15 protein-coding genes are annotated in these 18,184 nt (G+C 43.1%); 7 read left to right on the top strand and 8 right to left on the bottom strand.

The window, feature by feature from the left end; translation table 11 throughout:
- Window positions 1-209: 209 nt before the first annotated feature.
- Window positions 210-1,775 (top strand): arylsulfatase, encoded by a 1,566-nt coding sequence (locus tag R8269_RS05815; protein ID WP_318222479.1) that lies wholly within the window; start codon window positions 210-212, stop codon window positions 1,773-1,775.
- A gap of 188 nt (window positions 1,776-1,963) precedes the next feature.
- Here R8269_RS05815 and R8269_RS05810 read toward each other — a convergent pair whose 3' ends face one another.
- The 7 genes from R8269_RS05810 to R8269_RS05780 all read right to left on the bottom strand — a co-directional run bounded on the left by R8269_RS05810 (window position 1,964) and on the right by R8269_RS05780 (window position 10,500).
- Entirely contained in the window at window positions 1,964-3,385 is a 1,422-nt protein-coding gene (locus R8269_RS05810) for an aspartate kinase (RefSeq protein WP_005377768.1), read from the bottom strand.
- Window positions 3,386-3,472: 87 nt separating this feature from the next.
- On the bottom strand, window positions 3,473-3,859 hold the full coding sequence (locus R8269_RS05805; RefSeq protein WP_005377769.1) for an ectoine synthase: 387 nt from the start codon (window positions 3,857-3,859) through the stop codon (window positions 3,473-3,475).
- Between the two features lie 14 nt (window positions 3,860-3,873).
- Window positions 3,874-5,139 (bottom strand): diaminobutyrate--2-oxoglutarate transaminase, encoded by a 1,266-nt coding sequence (gene ectB / locus R8269_RS05800; protein ID WP_017820939.1) that lies wholly within the window; start codon window positions 5,137-5,139, stop codon window positions 3,874-3,876.
- Window positions 5,140-5,173: 34 nt separating this feature from the next.
- Window positions 5,174-5,707, bottom strand: coding sequence for a diaminobutyrate acetyltransferase (gene ectA / locus R8269_RS05795; RefSeq protein ID WP_005393379.1), 534 nt, complete (start codon window positions 5,705-5,707; stop codon window positions 5,174-5,176).
- A 315-nt stretch (window positions 5,708-6,022) separates the two neighbouring features.
- Window positions 6,023-7,681, bottom strand: coding sequence for a BCCT family transporter (locus tag R8269_RS05790; protein WP_053306901.1), 1,659 nt, complete (start codon window positions 7,679-7,681; stop codon window positions 6,023-6,025).
- A 192-nt stretch (window positions 7,682-7,873) separates the two neighbouring features.
- Window positions 7,874-8,620 (bottom strand): 3'-5' exonuclease, encoded by a 747-nt coding sequence (locus tag R8269_RS05785; RefSeq protein ID WP_017820938.1) that lies wholly within the window; start codon window positions 8,618-8,620, stop codon window positions 7,874-7,876.
- Window positions 8,620-10,500: a DUF294 nucleotidyltransferase-like domain-containing protein gene (locus R8269_RS05780; RefSeq protein WP_005377775.1), complete on the bottom strand. Its 1,881-nt coding sequence runs from the start codon at window positions 10,498-10,500 to the stop codon at window positions 8,620-8,622. The genes R8269_RS05785 and R8269_RS05780 overlap by 1 nt, the downstream gene beginning before the upstream one ends.
- A gap of 438 nt (window positions 10,501-10,938) precedes the next feature.
- Here R8269_RS05780 and proV point away from each other — a divergent pair, with 438 nt between their 5' ends.
- From proV to R8269_RS05750, 6 genes are all read left to right on the top strand, one after another.
- The gene (gene proV / locus R8269_RS05775) at window positions 10,939-12,126 is read left to right on the top strand and encodes a glycine betaine/L-proline ABC transporter ATP-binding protein ProV (RefSeq protein WP_005377777.1); all 1,188 of its coding nucleotides are present in this window, start codon (window positions 10,939-10,941) and stop codon (window positions 12,124-12,126) included.
- 4 nt (window positions 12,127-12,130) lie between these two features.
- On the top strand, window positions 12,131-13,216 hold the full coding sequence (gene proW, locus R8269_RS05770; RefSeq protein WP_005377778.1) for a glycine betaine/L-proline ABC transporter permease ProW: 1,086 nt from the start codon (window positions 12,131-12,133) through the stop codon (window positions 13,214-13,216).
- On the top strand, window positions 13,209-14,216 hold the full coding sequence (gene proX / locus R8269_RS05765) for a glycine betaine/L-proline ABC transporter substrate-binding protein ProX (RefSeq protein WP_005377779.1): 1,008 nt from the start codon (window positions 13,209-13,211) through the stop codon (window positions 14,214-14,216). The genes proW and proX overlap by 8 nt, the downstream gene beginning before the upstream one ends.
- 194 nt (window positions 14,217-14,410) lie before the next feature.
- Complete coding sequence (locus tag R8269_RS05760) at window positions 14,411-16,360, top strand: LTA synthase family protein (protein WP_005377780.1); 1,950 nt, start codon at window positions 14,411-14,413, stop codon at window positions 16,358-16,360.
- A gap of 146 nt (window positions 16,361-16,506) precedes the next feature.
- Window positions 16,507-16,872, top strand: a complete 366-nt coding sequence (locus R8269_RS05755) for a VOC family protein (protein WP_005377781.1) — start codon at window positions 16,507-16,509, stop codon at window positions 16,870-16,872.
- Between the two features lie 99 nt (window positions 16,873-16,971).
- Window positions 16,972-17,355 carry a hypothetical protein gene (locus tag R8269_RS05750; RefSeq protein WP_318222478.1) on the top strand — a complete coding sequence of 128 codons (384 nt, stop codon included), beginning with the start codon at window positions 16,972-16,974 and terminating at the stop codon, window positions 17,353-17,355.
- An 89-nt stretch (window positions 17,356-17,444) separates the two neighbouring features.
- On the opposite strand, the gene R8269_RS05745 is transcribed toward R8269_RS05750, so the two are convergent.
- Complete coding sequence (locus tag R8269_RS05745) at window positions 17,445-18,179, bottom strand: chromosome partitioning protein ParA (protein ID WP_025998562.1); 735 nt, start codon at window positions 18,177-18,179, stop codon at window positions 17,445-17,447.
- Window positions 18,180-18,184: the final 5 nt, after the last annotated feature.

Genomic DNA, 18,184 nt, shown 5'->3' with positions numbered 1-18,184 from the left:
TCTTAAGTGATCTAAATCTACTTTACGAATCTCTACAAACTAATAGAACAATCCTATTTCTTCTTAATTAACAAATGGTTACAACCTAGCAATAACTTATGGTTATATCGAGTATAAGAGGATTTTTCTATATACATCATTAACTTATGCAGCAACTAAGCATAAGGCTCACTTGTGCTTATCTTTACTCTCAACAATCTGGAGTTTTTATGGCAAATCAATTGAGCAAAATCGCTGTGGGCGCAGGACTGTTAGCGGCGTCCAGTGCTGCTATGGCAGCCGACAAACCGAATATTCTGGCAATTTTTGGTGACGATATCGGCTACTGGAATATCAGCGCATACAACCAAGGTATGATGAGTTACAAAACGCCAAACATCGACCGTATCGCGAATGAAGGTGCGTTGTTCACAGATCACTACGGACAACAGTCTTGTACTGCTGGTCGCGCGGCCTTTATTACGGGTGAAGAGCCATTTCGTACGGGTTTGTTAACAATTGGTATGCCAGGCTCTGACCACGGCATACCTGATTGGGCGCCAACCATTGCAGATCTGTTAAAAGAACAAGGTTACATGACGGGTCAATTTGGTAAAAACCACTTAGGTGACCAAGATAAGCACTTACCGACAAAACACGGCTTTGACGAATTCTTCGGTAACTTATATCACCTAAACGCAGAAGAAGAACCTGAAACTTATTACTACCCTAAAGACCCAGAGTTTCGTAAAAACTATGGCCCTCGTGGTGTCATTAAGTCTTATGCCGACGGTAAGATTGAAGACACTGGCCCGATGACACGAAAACGTATGGAGCACGCAGATGAAGAGTTCCTAGAGAGCTCTTTGGCATTTATGGAAAAAGCAGTTAAGGCGGATAAACCCTTCTTTATTTGGCATAACGCCACTCGTATGCACGTTTGGACTCGCTTGCAGGAAAAATACCAAGGTAAATCAGGCGTAAGCATTTATGCCGATGGTATGCTGGAACACGATGATCATGTAGGTGCTTTACTCGACAAGCTGGATGAGCTAGGTGTTGCAGACAACACTATCGTTATCTACTCAACGGACAACGGCGCAGAAACCATGACTTGGCCAGATGGTGGCGCAACACCATTCCATGGTGAAAAAGGTACAACTTGGGAAGGCGGTATGCGTGTTCCTCAACTGGTTCGTTGGCCAGGCGTCATTAAGCCAGGAACCAAGATCAATGAAATGATGGCACACCAAGACTGGTTGCCTACATTATTGGCAGCTGCTGGCGTACCTGATGTAAAAGAAAAACTGGCAGAAGGCTACAAAGCAAATGGCAAAGAGTGGCGTGTACATTTAGATGGTTATAACTTCATGCCATACTTTGAAGGGAAGGAAGAAAAAGGCCCTCGTGAGTCGCTGCTTTACTTTACGTCTAATGGTGAATTAAACGCTGTCCGCTGGAATGACTGGAAACTTCACTTTGCAACGCTTGAAGGGAACCTAAGTAACGCAGTTCGTTTTGCTCCGAACTGGCCTAAAATCATCCACCTACGTGCTGACCCATTCGAAAAAGGCCCAAGTGAATCACAAATGTACTTGCGTTGGATGGCTGACAACATGTGGCTATTTGTACCTGTACAAGACGTTGTGGGAGAGTTCTTTAAAACACTTCCAGAATACCCAATGCAACGTGGCACAGCGATGAACCCTGCTTCACTAAACTACGACTCTCTAAAAATGCAAGAGAAGCTGCAGCAACTAGACAAAGTTGAACAAGAAATCAGCAAGTTTAAGTAAACTAAGTTAACGTTAGTTAATCAGTAACATTAAGCCAGCAGACCTTTCTGCTGGCTTATATGTATCGCCACACAGGAACTTACTTAAATCGCCTGTTTAGCCTATAAAAAGCGGGCATTGTGAGTACAAACTGAAAAACAAAAAAGGAGAGCTAACCTGCTCTCCTTTGTATTTTAACCGTGGATAAACTAAGCCACATTAACCGATTTAGCTAAACTGCTACTTTGGAAAAACTCATCATGCAATGCGCAAATCGCGTGCTGGTATTCCTTATCACCGACAACAAATTGAACATTTACATTTCTCAACGATGAGTGCAGTGCAACTGGCGTAACGCCATTATTCATCAATGCAAGTACACCTTTTGCCAACGTCTTGTTGGTATCAATTTGAGAACCAATGGCTGAGATAAGCGCGACCATACGACCTTTAATCGAGGCATTCGGATAACGTTTCTCTGCTTTGTACAATACTTTGTTTAAGCTATCAGTACTGCCACCTAGATAGTAAGTAATAGAGTTCGCGTTCATCTCTTTACCAACCAAACTTACACGAGCATCGGAGATGATTTCCATCAATTCGTAACTAACGTTATCGGCTTTTCCTACCATTGCTTGGTCAAACAAATGCAGTGCAAATACTTTTTCTTTACCTGCGATGATCTCGACTTTGTCTTCTTCCGGACGATAGCTTGAAGAGATCAAAGTACCTTCGTGTTCAGGTTCGAATGTATTTTTAATCTGTAGCTCAATACCACTTTCACGCAAACCCGCAGCGGCATTTGGGTGAATCGCTTCCATGCCAAGGTTGGCAAGTTGGTCTGCTACGTCATAGTTTGTACTACCAATTGGTAATACTTTTTCAGGGCCAACAACGCGTGGGTCCGCTGAGCTCAAGTGGTACTCTTTGTGAATTACTGCTAAATCCGCTTTTGTTATTGCTGCAATTCGGCTAAATGTCATCTCACTATAACCTCGGTCATAAGTGTGCATTAGGCCCTCTTTACAGTAAGCATAACCTGTCACGATTGGCAGTTCTTTTGATACATCGATATCAGCAAACGCGTCACTGATCGACTCATCAAGGCTTCTTGGCGCTTGATTATCCCAACCAGACAGGTCAACGAACTTAGCGTTAATACCCATATTTTTTAGTTTTAGTGCTGTGTTGTAAGCACTATGTGCCTCACCGATAGACGAGAGAAACTCTCGAATTTGAGGCAAGTACTGGCGCAACGAAAATTGACCGTACTGACAGGTTTCTAAAATATTCGCGATACAGTTTTTCGCTTCAGCAATGCGGGAGCGAATGAATTTATCCGCACGGATACGATTCATTGGGTCCGCAAAAATATTTTCATTGGTCAGCAACATACGGCTTTCAACGTACGCTAACGCTTCTTCCCATTTGTCGTCGCGTTTCGCGATAAGCTGATAAACGCCTGGTTTACTGGTTTTTTTACACTCAAGCAGCGCATCGGTCATACCACCGTATGCAGATACGACAAAAATACGATTGTATGGTGTTTTGGGACGAAGAATAATATTGTCGAGAACAGCATCAAATGCTGTCATTGATGTACCGCCGATTTTTTCTACGGTAAATGTCATGATAAGCCTTTTTTTGATTGGTAACTTTAAAAAGAAAAAAGAAGAGATAGTTAAGTGTGGGGTGGCAAAGCACCCCACCATCATCTTTTAGTCAACGAGAGGATAAACACCGTTTTCATCGTGCACTTCAGCGCCAGTAATCGGTGGGTTAAACACACACGCCATTACCATTTCTTTATTCTTATAAGCTCTCAAGTAGTGCTCATCGTGTTTATCAAGGATGTATAATGTACCTGGTTTAATTGGGTACGTTTCTCCACCTACAACTTCAATCTCACCTTCACCACTCATACAAAACACCGATTCAAGGTGGTTTTGATAGTGAATATGAGTTTCTGTATCTTCATAAATCGTTGTGATGTGGAAAGAGAAACCCATGTTGTCGTCTTTCAACAACATGCGGACACTTTCCCAGTTATCTGAAACAACACGTCGTTCGCTGTTGCGGCATTCATCTAGAGTTCTGACGATCATAATTAAAATCCTTATTAAGATGCTTGTTTGAAATGTTTCGCAGCGATAGTCTCTACTGCATTTTCAAAGATGCTTAGTCCTTGATCTAGCTCTGATTCGCTGATAGTTAGTGGACAGAAGAACTTCACAACTTCATCGTCTGGACCCGCTGTCTCTATCACCATTCCATTCTCGAAACAGTTTTTCGCAATTTCAGATGCCATGTCACCATTGATACATTCAATACCAACCATCATGCCGCGGCCTTTTTTCTGCACAAACATTTGTGGAAAGCGACGAACACAACGGTCAATAACAGCACTTACCTTGTCTGAACACTGCTTGATGTGTGTTTCAAAATCATCGTTTGCCCAGTAAATTTCTAGTGCTTTTGCAGCAGTAATAAAGGCGTGATTATTGCCACGGAACGTACCGTTATGCTCGCCTGGCTTCCACTGGTCAAGCTCAGGCTTAAGTAATACGACAGCCATCGGCAAACCGTAACCACCGATCGACTTCGATAGCGTCACGATATCCGGTTGGATACCAGACGGCTCGAAACTAAAGAAAGTACCGGTACGTCCACAACCTGCTTGAATGTCATCGACAATCACAAGAATGTCATTGGCTTTACAGATTTTGCTCAAACGTTGTAACCACTCGTTTGAAGCAGCATTTAAACCACCTTCACCCTGCACAGTTTCAAGAAGTACAGCGGCTGGTTTATCCATACCTGCAGAGTTATCATTTAGCATGGTTTCGAACAGCGCAAGACCATCTACGCCAGCGTAACCTTCAAATGGAATACGAGTGACGTTACTTAGACTAGAACCGTTACCTTGTCTGTGATGCTGGTTACCCGTTGCAGCCAGTGCGCCAGCAGTACAACCATGGAAACCGTTAGTAAACGCAACGACGCTGTCGCGGCCTTTTACTTTTTTAGCCAGCTTCAATGCCGCCTCAACAGCGTTAGTACCTGTTGGGCCCGTAAACTGAACCTTGTAATCCAAGTTTCTTGGTTTAAGGATGTAAGTATCCAACGCTTCCAGAAACGATGCTTTCGCTTCTGAGTGCATATCCAAACCGTGAGTAATACCGTCCATTTCAATGTACTCAAGCAACGCTTGTTTTAGTACTGGATTGTTATGGCCGTAATTTAGAGATCCCGCTCCAGCAAGGAAGTCTAAGTATCGTTCACCTTGTTCTGTTTCTAGCCAGCAGCCTTTCGCTTTACGAAAAACGACCGGGAAATTGTTTGAATATGAGCGTACGTTGGATTCCTGCTTTTTGAAAATATCCATGATGAGACCGTTTTTAATTCCTATTGTTTGAGGATTATTTGAGAGGAATGCGATACAAATATTCTGTATCGTGTTTGCCTTTAAAGTGGGCTTCTTCATCCAAAAATGTGCTTACTTGGCCAGAATTGCCGTTCATCGCATCTAACTTTTTGAACAGTGCCCAAGAGGCTTTATTATCTTCCGTGATGGTAGTTTCTACCGATTTAACACCGCCTAATTCCTCTCGGGTGAGAAGTTCTTTCAACATGCGGAATGCTAAACCATGACCTCTAAAGCGAGGTGAGACTGCAACTTGCCAGACAAATAAAACGTCTTGCTCGTCTGGTTTCTGATAACCGGAAATGAAACCTGCGATTTCGCCTTTTTGCTCAACCAAAATACTGGTTTTGCTGAAATGCGTAGACTGTAGGAAATTGCAATAAGATGAGTTCATGTCCAATGGAGGACAGTCTGCAATCAAGCTGTAAATGTCGTCACCATCAGAGATTTTAGGCTCACGAAAAATCCATTTTTTACTTGAGTCTTCTCCAATCTCTGGATAAAGGACCCAAGGTGCTGATGTGATCATGTGAAAATACATATCCTTTGAGGTCTAATTAAATTTCCTTTTTATTATGGGCATCCCTCGCGACTAAAAATCAAATAATCCGCCTTTTTATCGGTATTTTTGTGACACATATCACAAAAATAAACCTATTAACCAAAAGTTAAAATAGTTCGAGGTCTAATTTATTAAATAGTCACCCAAATGCGCAGTACAAAAAACAACCAGAATAAGACCATTTTCCATGCTGTTCATTTCTCAGAGAAAAATTGAAATCCAAAAAAAAAGCGGCATGCTTTCGCATACCGCTTTTATCAATAATTTAACTGCTGATACTAGTTATTTTGATTTCTTAGAAACCACCTTTGGACGAGGTTCATCCATCAAACCTTTTATCAAAGATACCGTTGCAACAAGCAAGACAATAGTAAATGGTAAACCAGTCGTCACCGCCATTGCTTGAGCAGCAGCTAGACCACCACCCAACATCAATGCAATCGCAACCAAACCTTCAAACGTACACCAGAACACGCGTTGTGGCGTTGGTGCATCGACCTTACCGCCCGCAGCAATAGTATCAATAACCAGTGATCCTGAGTCAGAAGAGGTAATGAAGAACACCACGACTAAGATAATGCCGACAAAAGATGTTATCTCAGCCAATGGCATAACATCTAACATGGCAAAAAGTTTTAAAGGTAGTTCTGCGTTAAACACCGCCTCGTAGCCATCATTAACATATTGGCTAATTGCGTTACCGCCAAAAGCCGTCATCCATAACACACAAACTGAAGATGGGATAAGAATAACGCAAATAATAAACTCACGAACTGAACGACCGCGAGACACACGTGCGATGAACATACCCACAAATGGTGACCAAGAAATCCACCACGCCCAGTAAAACGCCGTCCAGCCTTGAGAGTAATTCACATCCTCTCGTCCAAATGGCATAGATAAGGCAGGGATATTAGCCACATAGGAAACGATGTTCTCGAAGAAACCAGTTAAAATCGCAATCGTCGGGCCAACAACAATAACAAATAGCAATAGCAGTGCTGCAAGCCCCATATTGATTTCAGATAAGATTTTCACGCCCTTATCGAGTCCAGCCACAACAGAGATTAAAGCGAGCGCAGTAATACCAATAATCAATATAACCTGCGTGGTATTGGTCATTGGGACATCAAACAGGAAGTTCAAACCCGTTGCGGCTTGAGATGCACCGTAGCCTAGCGATGTTGCTAAACCAAAAACCGTCGCTACCACTGCAAGAATATCGATAATATGACCAGTCCAACCCCATACACGCTCACCAAACAGAGGGTAAAAAATTGAGCGCATGGTGAGTGGCAAACCTTTGTTAAATGAAAAGATAGCCAGCCCAAGAGCCAAGAGCGCGTATATTGACCACGGATGAAGTGCCCAGTGGTAAATCGTCGCAGCCATCCCTAATGCCGAAGCTGCAGTTGCATCGCCCTCTGCACCACCTAGCGGTGCCCAGTCAGTACGTACACCATTCTCAACGCTCACGCCACCAATCGCAGAACTAAAATGGGACATCGGTTCTGATACACCGAAGAATACGAGACCAATGCCCATACCCGCAGCAAATAGCATTGCCAACCATCCGGCATAGGAGTAATCCGGTGTTGCTTCAGTACCACCGATTCGTACACGGCCTAATGGTGTGAAGATCAATCCGACACAGACAATGACAAAAATATTACCTGAAGCGAGAAAAAACCAGTCTAAATTGTGCAACAAACCCGCTCGTAGGTCTGCAAAAAACGGCTCTACCTGTTCTCGGAATAATAGTGTTATCACAACAAACATGACGATTGCTAAGCCAGAAATTGCAAAAACACGGTTATGAATATCAAGGCCAAATGGGCCTACCTTTAGCGCAACGTTATCCTGACCAATTTGATAGTCAGTATCTATTGCGTTTACTTTTCCATCGGGGCGTTGAATGCCACCGTTATTATCGGTGCTCACGGATAATCTCCTTAAAAATACGTGACCAAGTTTAAATTACTTTCGTCGGAGTTCGAGTAATGAAACGTCTTCATCACTACCAAGCACATGTTCATAAAACATTGTTCTTATAAGCGGTTACTCAATCCGCCATCATAATCTTAAAGCCCCCTATCTCTCATTGCATTTTATTGTTTTCACCATAAATAACGCCTATTGCCAAACCGAAGATATTGGCATGTTTCGATTAAAGTGATACTGCAGTTGTGCTTGAAACAGCTCCGCAGTTGCTAACGCATCCGTCAGGGCATGGTGAGGTTGATAAGCAGGGAGGCCATATCTTTCACGAGCGTGCCCTAATCGTACAGAACCGGGTTTCTTGCCTTTCAACTTATTGATAAAACCTCTGCATTCACGGCGTTGTATCGCATACTCAATATCTAACGTATCAACAACAGGAAACTGTATCCCCTCTCCGATGCTATTTAGCAAGGCGTTATTAAAGAACTGCCTTTCAATGTTCTTGTAGTGAACAAGTACCACTTTGCCTGACAACGCATCCAATATTTCACCCAAGATCTGAGACAGCTGCGGCGCGTTTTTAACCTCAGAGTCAGTGATACCGTGAATAATGACAGACTCGTGGTTTAACTCTCTGTTTGGGTTAACGACCCAATGAGCAGAACCATTACATTGAACACGATCAATAGTGAACGGCACAAGTCCGATCGTGAGAATGACATCCTCTTCCGAGTTCAATCCTGTTGTCTCAAAGTCTACCGAGACAAATGGCACTTGTTCAATTGGTGTTTCCCCATTAACCATCGGTGTCGAATAGTAGCGTTTGAGCCTCTCGTCTTTCGCTTCTTTAGCTAGTTGTTTGAACAACATTGACCACTCTGGCGTCTGGGATGTATCCAACAACGGCTGTTCTTTTTCTACTTTTTTTGAGAACCACATTATTTGCTACTTCTCTGGTATCGAAACTTAATGAAGTTCTGAGCGTTACTTAGAATTTGAAATGCTGCTTTTAAGTTTCGACGTTCAAATTCAGACATGTTCTCCGGCTCAATATTGTTGTCTGGCTCTTCTCCATTTTCTATATCAAGGGCTTGGTGACGAATTCGAACCATGTAGATTAGCTCCATCGCATCCCTTAAATCCAAACCTCGACCTTTCGGTAAAATGCCAGCATCATTAATGTCATCTAAACGGTCGAAAGAGTTTTGCGATCGCGAACCGATTGCCAGAGAATGCACCCGTATTAAATCGGCCAACGGAGCCGTCCCCCTTCGCTTCAAGTTAATCGAGTTGCGATGACGACCATCTTTCTCCATCACAAAGTCTTTGAAAAAGCCCAGTGGAGGCGTCCTACGTATTGCGTTATACGCCATACAAGCAAGAAAGCGGTTATTTCTTTTCGCTCGTCTCACAATAAAGCTGCTTAATTGCTCCGCCCATTTCACTCGCCCATGCACACCGAGGAGATCAAAAAAGATATTACTATTTAACAATCTCTCAGGGGTTGGATTGTCTATCCAGTTTCCAAAGCATTCTTCCCATTCTGCACGAGTTTTTCGCCATTCTGGGTTGGTAGCCATAATGTCTCCAGTACAATAAGCATAGCCGCATGCCGCTAAACCATCACAAACAAATTTAGCAAACTTTTCAAAGTACTCTCCGTGAATCTCAACGTCATAACTGTTATCGAGAATAAGGGCGTTATCTTGATCCGTTACAATTAGCTGCTCATCCCTCGCCATTGAACCCATTGCGACTAAACAATAAGGAATGGGCGCTGGGCCGAACTCTTGCTCAGCTAATTCAGCGAGGCGTTGTTTGAAACTACTGCCTATAACCGACATGGCTCGACCAATCATGTGCGCGTTGGCATCTTCATTGACCATTCTTACGAAACAGTCTTTTACTTGTTCAGAAACCTGCTTGAGATCCTCGACACTGGTTTGCTGAAAAATAGAGCTCACTAGCAATAGGCTGTTCTGAGATTCGTAACGAACGATGTCCGTCATGCCAATAATTCCTATCGGCTTTTTATCTTTTAAAATTGGTAAATGATGCACGTTGTAACGCAACATGGTTAACATGGCCTCAAACACATAGGCGTTATAATCCAATGAAACCACGTCATAACTCATGACCTCACTCACTGGAATATTGGTATCAATACCTTGAGCTAGTACGCGAATGCAAAGATCGCGATCAGTCAATATTCCAAGCAGCTGTTCATCATCTTCTTCTGTGAGCTCCTCTGTCGGGCGAATAATGAGCAGAGAGGTGACATTTTCCTCTGCCATTAGTATCGCAGCTTCCTGAATTGAAGCCGTTGCCTCCAGAGTTACTGGATCTCTTGCTAAGATTTTACGTGCCTTAGCGGTGGTAAAGTCATTGCTTTCGGAGCGGCTAGATATTGCGCTTCGCAAACGCGCGCTATCTTCCAGTTCCATGTAGTCCGCAAAGTTTTCAAACTCATCACAAAGTTCATTGAAGATGTTTTCCGGAATACAGTAAACGAGAGTGTCTTCTATCGCTTTGGCTGGCATACGTACGCGGTTGTTCATCAACAACCCCATCTGACCAAACAGTCCACCAGCATCAATCCTGTTGTAAAGTTCACCTTTACGTCGATAAATCTCTACCGCCCCACTTCTCACCATATACAAGTCGCGGATCGTATCTCCGAAGTTAAGGATTTTTGTTCCTTGCCGAAAGTATGCAACCTCGGCATTGAGAGCAATTTTTCTAAGCTGCTCTTCAGGTAGGTCATCAAAAGGTGGGTACTGGCTAATGAAATTGAGCACTTCTAACTGTTCGGCTTCCATTTTTTATTCCATACGTTGCCTAAACTACAGCGATAAATATCACCCTGAGTGAAATCAAGCAATAAATAAATCTAAGGATAACAGTACCTAACCGATTTCACAGGACCAAGCCTTAACCAAAAATTAGAGCTCTAACCTTTTTATATGTAGAGTTCTAAGCTATCACAGCTTATATCTATGCAAGCGAGTTGAGTTGAAATGTACAAAAAAATTCAAAATAAATTCAACCCTACGTCAGGGCAACGTTATGGCGGATAAAAACACATCACAAGCAATTGTTTTAAATATAAAAAATAAGAATTGAACATACCTTGCTCAACGAATTCTCTATGCACGGCAGAACTAGTTAACCACCCCCCTTTCGTTGAAAGTTGAACTAAAATTAATTAGAGTACAAATCGTTAAACAGTTATAAACACACGAAAAAGGACAGATAACATGGATCCCATACTGGAAGTTAAGGGACTGTATAAAGTGTTTGGAGAAGACCCAGAGAGAGCCTTCTCGCTTATCGACAAAGGCGTCGATAAAGACGGTATTTTTGAACAGACAGGTTTAACAGTCGGCGTAAACGATGTATCTCTCACCATAAATGAAGGGGAAATTTTCGTAATCATGGGCCTTTCTGGCTCCGGGAAATCCACCCTTGTTCGACTTCTTAACCGGCTCATTGAGCCGACTAAAGGTAGTGTTTATCTCAAAGGAAGAGATATCGCCCACATCTCCGAGAATGAACTTCGAGAAGTTCGTCGTAATAATATCTCAATGGTGTTTCAAAGTTTCGCACTCATGCCACACATGACGGTGATTGAAAATGCCGCCTTTGGTTTAGAACTTGCCGGCATCGATGTTAATGAGCGTCAGAAAAGTGCCCTTTCCGCCTTAGAAAGAGTGGGTTTAGACCCTTATGCAGAATCTTTCCCTGACGAATTATCCGGTGGTATGAAACAGCGCGTTGGTTTAGCGAGAGCGTTAGCCTGTGATCCTGACATCCTATTAATGGACGAGGCGTTTTCCGCTTTAGACCCATTGATCCGTTCTGAGATGCAAGATGAGCTTATTCGTCTACAGAACGATGACAAACGCACAATTGTCTTCATTTCTCATGATTTGGATGAAGCAATGCGCATTGGCGACCGCATCGCCATCATGCAAAACGGTGAAGTTGTTCAGGTTGGTACACCTGATGAAATATTACACAGTCCAGCAAATGATTATGTCGAAGCGTTTTTCCGCGGCGTAAACATCGCAAGTGTCTTGACAGCAAAAGATATCGCGCGCAAGAAGCCAGCGGCTGTTTTTAAGAAATCGGAAAATGACGGTCCAGGCTCTGCGATGCAGATTCTGATGGATCACGACCGTGATTACGGCATTGTCGTCGATAAATCTAGCCGATATTCCGGCATCGTATCTCTTGATTCACTACGTTTGGCTCATAAAGAAAACCGTTCGTTAGCCAGTGCTCAATTACCGGATGAAGTTACTCTTCAGCCTGATCAGTCAATTAATGACATTTTGGGTCTGGTTGCTGGTGTTCCTTATGCCGTGCCTGTCGTAGATGAGAAAGGAACTTACTTTGGTGTCGTGACTAAATCACGTCTTCTACAAACACTAGATAAGGATTAACACGATGTCTTCAGAGCAAACTAACAATGATCCCTGGTCAAATACTGCTCCTGCGCAAGATGATCCTTGGTCGCAAGGTACAGAGGCCGCGCCAAGTAATGATTGGCTCAACTCAGAAACTGTAGAGCAAGCGCCATTCGATATTATGAACCCATTCCAAGATGCGGTTTTACCCCTCGATAGCTGGGTAGAATCCGGTTTGAACTGGCTGGTGGAACATGGTCGACCTGTTTTCCAAGCAATACGAGTTCCAATCGACTTTATTCTAACGTCGTTTGAAACTGCTTTGGTGTCTACACCTGCGCCTATAATGGTACTCATTTTATTTTTGCTAGCGTGGCAGTTTTCCAATGTAAAACTTGGTTTTTCTACTCTTGTATCCCTTGTTTTCATCGGCCTAATTGGTGCGTGGTCACAAGCGATGACAACGCTAGCACTGGTGTTAACCGCCGTTTTCTTCTGTTTGCTTATAGGGCTACCAATGGGGATATGGTTGGCAAGGAGCCAAACCGCTGCCAAATTTGTTAGGCCAATATTAGATGCAATGCAAACGACTCCCGCGTTCGTTTACCTTGTGCCAATTGTTATGTTGTTTGGTATTGGTAACGTTCCTGGCGTAGTAGTAACGATCATTTTCGCCCTGCCTCCCGTTGTGCGCCTGACTATTTTAGGTATTCAGCAAGTACCTGAAGAGCTTATCGAAGCTGGCCACTCTTTCGGGGCAAACAAAAAACAGATGCTTTATCGCATCCAGTTACCGTTGGCGTTACCAACTATCATGGCAGGTGTAAACCAAACCTTAATGCTGTCACTTTCTATGGTAGTGATTGCTTCAATGATTGCTGTTGGCGGCTTAGGCCAAATGGTACTTCGTGGTATTGGCCGACTTGATATGGGTCTTGCTGCCGTTGGTGGCTTAGGCATCGTTATTCTTGCGATTTTGTTAGACCGTATCACCCAGGTGTTAGGGGTTAATGCGGGCAACACTAAACTTCGCTGGTATCACACAGGTCCTGTTTCATACCTATTAAAACTGAAAACAAAGACGAACCAAGACGATCTAAAACTTAGGAGAAACATCAATGAATAATTCATGGAAGAAAGCGCTCTCTGTTGGAGCTCTAAGTACTATCGCATTTTCAACTTATGGTGTGGCAAGTGAACTACCGGGTGAAGGTGTCACTGTTCAGCCTGTTCAATCAACCGTTGCAGAAGAAACATTTCAAACGTTGATCGTAAACCGCGCACTTGAAGAGCTTGGTTACGATGTTAAACCGACCAAAGAAGTGGACTACAACGTAGGCTACACCTCTATTGCTAAAGGTGATGCTACTTTCTTAGCGGTTGGTTGGTTCCCTCTTCACGCCGATAAGTACACGATGTCGGGCGGTGATGATAAGTTCTTCCGTAAAGGCCAATACGTAAGTGGTGCTGCGCAAGGTTATTTGATCGATAAGAAAACCGCGGAAAAATATAACATCACTAACATTGGTCAGTTAAAAGATCCAAAATTGGCGAAGCTATTCGATGCAAACGGCGATGGCAAAGCGGACTTAACTGGTTGTAACCCAGGTTGGGGGTGTGAAATGGTTGTTGAGCATCAGTTGGATGCTTTCAAACTTCGTGGCACAGTAACACACAACCAAGGTAACTACGCGGCGATTATCGCTGATACGATCTCACGTTACAAAAAAGGCGATCCGATTCTTTACTACACTTGGACACCGTACTGGGTAAGTGGCGTTTTAGTTCCAGGGAAAGATGTTGTGTGGTTAGAAGTGCCATTCTCTTCACTTCCTGGTGAGCGTAAGGACATTGATACGACACTAGAGAACGGTAAGAACTACGGCTTCGAGATGAACTCTATGCGCATCGTTGCCAATAAAGAGTTTACGGAAAAAAACCCTGCTGCTGCGAAGCTATTTGAAATCATCAAACTAAATATCAATGATGTTAGTGCTCAGAATATGATGATGAGCCAAGGTAAGAACAGCTCAGCGGACATCGAGTCTCATGTAAATGGTTGGATCAAAGCGAACCAGAAAAAGTTCGACGCATGGGTCGAAGAAGCGAAGAAAGCCGCAATGTAATCATGCCTTTATCAACCTCTAGAGCCAGTTGGTGTTATCAACTGGCTCTTTTTTTACACAAACGCCCCTCCCCCTTACATAGACATACCAACACTTACACTACTCGACCATAAACCCACATTATAATTCACGTTTATTTCACGCTTGCTTTGCTAAAAACAACACAACATAACAATTAAACTATTCGAATAAATATGAAAAACTTATCAAAGAGCTCTGTGTGGGGGCCTTTGCAGCCAATTGCTGCCTTTTCTTTGTTTTCGCTTCTATTTCTGTCTATCTCAAGAGTTTTGCTAGCTTTTTGGCAGATTGACCGTATTGACTCTCTAAACGACTTAATTTACATCCTAGGTCAAGGTTTGCGCGTAGATATTGCAACGCTTTGCTGGTTATTTATTCTTCCAGCACTGTTTTCAACCTTCATGCCATTAACCGGTAAGATGGGAGAGTGTTGGAAGCGAATATTACGCATATGGATGGTTTTAGGGCTTTGGGTGCTTGTATACATGGAGCTAGCAACAGCGCCATTCATTCAGGAATACGACCTACGTCCAAACCGCCTGTTTGTGGAATACTTAATCTACCCAAAAGAAGTCTTGAGTATGCTCTGGACTGGCTACAAATTAGAACTGTTTATTGGTGCGTTAGGTACAGTTTTAACCATCACTTTAGGTTGGAAGTGGAGTAAGAAACTGACCGATAAGGCGCAGCAGGTCAACTGGAAATGGCGACCACTATTGGCACTTTTCGTTGTTCTTTTTGGGGTTGCAGGTGCTCGCTCATCTTTAGGGCACCGCCCGCTAAATCCTGCTATGGTCGCCTTTTCTAACGATCCACTGCTTAACGACTTAGCACTGAACTCATCTTACTCATTGTTGTTTGCGGTTAATAGCATGAAGTCAGAAAAGAGTGCTGAGCAGTTCTACGGAAAAATGGACACTCAAAAGATGTTGGAATTAGTTCGCACTTCATCAACAAAGTCCGACTTCACCCCTTCATTACTCCCAACCATGAACAGTAACCCCGCGACTTACCAGGGTAAACATAAAAACTTAGTGATTTTGCTACAAGAAAGCTTAGGCGCCCAATTTGTCGGTGCTTTGGGTGGTTTACCTCTAACACCAAACCTTGATGAACTCATGAAGGAAGGTTGGCAGTTCACACAAATGTACGCCACTGGTACTCGTTCTGTTCGTGGAATTGAAGCCGTAACCACGGGCTTTCCTCCATCTCCGTCTCGCGCGGTAGTGAAGCTGAGTAAAAGCCAAACGGGTTTCTTTACCATCGCGGACTTACTGAAAGCTCAAGGCTATCACACGCAATTTATTTACGGCGGTGAAGCCAACTTTGACAACATGAAAACTTTCTTCTTTGGTAACGGTTTTGATCAAATAGTAGAAGAAGACGATTATAACAACCCAAGCTTTGTTGGCTCTTGGGGTGTTAGTGATGAAGATCTATATAACAAAGCAAACGAAGAGTTTGAACGCCTTTCAAAAAGCGACAAACCTTTTTTTAGCTTAGTTTTTACGTCAAGTAATCATAGCCCTTATGAGTATCCAAAAGGCAAAATTGAGCCATACGATTCAGAATATATGACGCGTAAGAACGCCGTTAAATATTCCGATTACGCTTTGGGTACTTTCTTTGAAAAGGCGAAAAAGTCATCTTATTGGGATGATACCATTTTCATTGTAATTGCAGATCATGATGCACGTGTTTCTGGCGCTAACCTTGTTCCAGTTAAGCACTTTCACATTCCAGCATTGATCCTTGGTAAAGGCATTCAACCACGTAAAGATGACCGCATAGCAAACAACATAGACATGCCGCCTACACTGTTATCTCTGATTGGGGTAGATGCTAAAACACCGATGATTGGTCGTGATTTAACGAAGCCACTGGCTCGCGAAGATGAACGCGCAATGATGCAATACGACAAAAACTTTGGTTATTTAACGCGCGACAATCTCGTTGTGCTTTCCCCTGGTGAAAAGATATCGACCCTGGCGTACGACTTTAAAGACCAAACCATGAAGCCGCTAGAGGTGGACGAGTCTATTATCGAGCGTGCAAAAGCAAACGCATTATTTGCATCTAAAGCGTATCAAAACAACTGGTATTCTTCCAAACACACTCATTAATACCAATGATTCCGCTGATAAAAAGGAGCTAAACGGCTCCTTTTTCTTATTCTGTCACTTACCTTCGAGAATGTTCTACTGACAACTCCTGTCGTTCCTTTCCGTTAGATTGCCCCTACTATTTCTAATTGATTAAGGAACAAACCATGCTGACTATCAATTCATTCGTTCTCTACGTTGAGGACATCCACATAAGCCAAGTTTTTTATTCGAAACTGTTCGAACGCAAAGTCACGCAGTTGTCTCCAACCTTCGCCGCTATTCCACTGACCGAAGGCTTAACGTTGACACTCAAGCAAAGAGATAATCTTTCACCCTACAGCGGAATTAGAGGTGGTGGCACCGAGTTGTCTTTATCGGTGCCCAATAGTCATATGCTAGAGCGCATTTACAAGCGCTGGAAAGACCTAGGTGTTGAGTTTGTTCAACCACCAGCGACATCAGTGTATGGGTTAAATTTTATGGCTATCGATCCAGATAAGCATCGCATTCGTGTTTTCATAAATGAATAAAAATGCGTTAAAAATGCTTTTTACCCATTCCCAATGTGACTTCAATAAATTAGACTCAAGGAAACATCAAAAGCGGCGTAGTAATAAGAAGGAATGCCCATGAGCTCAAGTATGATCCTTAGCGAATCCCTAATCGAGAGCGGAAGAGATATCCCCCTCAAAGAACTGCTTTATGCAAAGCGCGTGCTGGATAACTACATGGCAGTAGCCAAAGAAAGTAGCCCGCTTGAGCTATTAACTGAGATGAAATCGGCAGCAAAGCAAGTAGAATACTTTACAACGACGAGTAACCCGTGTGAGGCTCGTAATGTCATCAGTCAGATGATTGATAAAATCGACACCGCGGAATCTTTTGCTTCGTTCAAAGCATTAGCAGGTAGGCCATCTCAAGCACTCAATGAACTAATTGAAGATCGAGCTCAGCTGATTAAACACGAACGAGAGCTCCTGCTCGCCTCAGGCTATGACGCCTCACGAATCTAATATACGCGACAGGCTAAAAGTCATAGCTAACAACGAAAAAGGAGCTCTTAAAGAGCTCCTTTTGCTTTTCAAAACCGGATACAAAAGACTTAAAGGCCGATATCTTCCGTTATTGCTTTGATTTGTTTGAGGTCCATTTTATAGACTTCAATCATTTGATCGACCTGACTTAGTCGTGAATTAGCTTCATCATGTTTATCACACGCGTCCGACTTCACGTCCCAAGATTTGCCTTCTAAAAATACGTCACACTCTTTCTTGAGTTTCTCAATCTTAGGTAATAATTTCGACCGTTCTTTCTCGAGAGACTCTAATTCTTGCGAAATTTTTAGCTCTTTCTGGAATACTTCGCGGGACCGCTCAAACATAGTCGCTTGCATATCCGCTTGACGACTCAACTTCTCATTTTCTGACTTCGTCGTGTTGATCTTATCTGCCTGCTGCTTCAATTGAGACTCTAGTGACAAGTTGACCTTCTCGACCTCAGTCAACTGCTTTTGCAACTTCTTAAGTGCTTTCTGATGAGCTTCATCTTTCGCGGCGAGTAACTCACTAACTTGGTTTTGTATTTCTTGGTCGATCGCCTCTTCACGCACTTTTACTTGAGATGCCAACTGGGTTTTATCTTGCGTTAGTGCTTGATACTTTTCTTCTAATACGTGGTAAGTCGATTCCCACTTGTTCGCAGTGACAACCGATCCAACAAGGCCACCAAATGCCAAGCCTAACACCGCAGCGATTGCGATATAGATATGCGTACGTTTGTCACGCTCTTCAATGACAACTACGTCGTCTTGCTCTTCCATTTTGTTCTGAGAACTCACCGTAT

Source organism: Vibrio sp. Vb0667, from assembly GCF_033391095.1.
This window is presented reverse-complemented; position numbering and strand designations above follow the sequence as displayed.

Bases quoted from the DNA above. Each gene is read 5' to 3' on its own strand.
- R8269_RS05810 (WP_005377768.1), bottom strand. From the start codon at position 3,385: ATGACATTTACCGTAGAAAAAATCGGCGGTACATCAATGACAGCATTT.
- R8269_RS05760 (WP_005377780.1), top strand. From the start codon at position 14,411: ATGAAAAACTTATCAAAGAGCTCTGTGTGGGGGCCTTTGCAGCCAATT.
- R8269_RS05815 (WP_318222479.1), top strand. From the start codon at position 210: ATGGCAAATCAATTGAGCAAAATCGCTGTGGGCGCAGGACTGTTAGCG.
- R8269_RS05780 (WP_005377775.1), bottom strand. From the start codon at position 10,500: ATGGAAGCCGAACAGTTAGAAGTGCTCAATTTCATTAGCCAGTACCCA.
- R8269_RS05785 (WP_017820938.1), bottom strand. From the start codon at position 8,620: ATGTGGTTCTCAAAAAAAGTAGAAAAAGAACAGCCGTTGTTGGATACA.
- R8269_RS05805 (WP_005377769.1), bottom strand. From the start codon at position 3,859: ATGATCGTCAGAACTCTAGATGAATGCCGCAACAGCGAACGACGTGTT.
- proV (WP_005377777.1), top strand. From the start codon at position 10,939: ATGGATCCCATACTGGAAGTTAAGGGACTGTATAAAGTGTTTGGAGAA.
- proX (WP_005377779.1), top strand. From the start codon at position 13,209: ATGAATAATTCATGGAAGAAAGCGCTCTCTGTTGGAGCTCTAAGTACT.
- R8269_RS05750 (WP_318222478.1), top strand. From the start codon at position 16,972: ATGAGCTCAAGTATGATCCTTAGCGAATCCCTAATCGAGAGCGGAAGA.
- R8269_RS05755 (WP_005377781.1), top strand. From the start codon at position 16,507: ATGCTGACTATCAATTCATTCGTTCTCTACGTTGAGGACATCCACATA.
- ectA (WP_005393379.1), bottom strand. From the start codon at position 5,707: ATGATCACATCAGCACCTTGGGTCCTTTATCCAGAGATTGGAGAAGAC.
- ectB (WP_017820939.1), bottom strand. From the start codon at position 5,139: ATGGATATTTTCAAAAAGCAGGAATCCAACGTACGCTCATATTCAAAC.
- proW (WP_005377778.1), top strand. From the start codon at position 12,131: ATGTCTTCAGAGCAAACTAACAATGATCCCTGGTCAAATACTGCTCCT.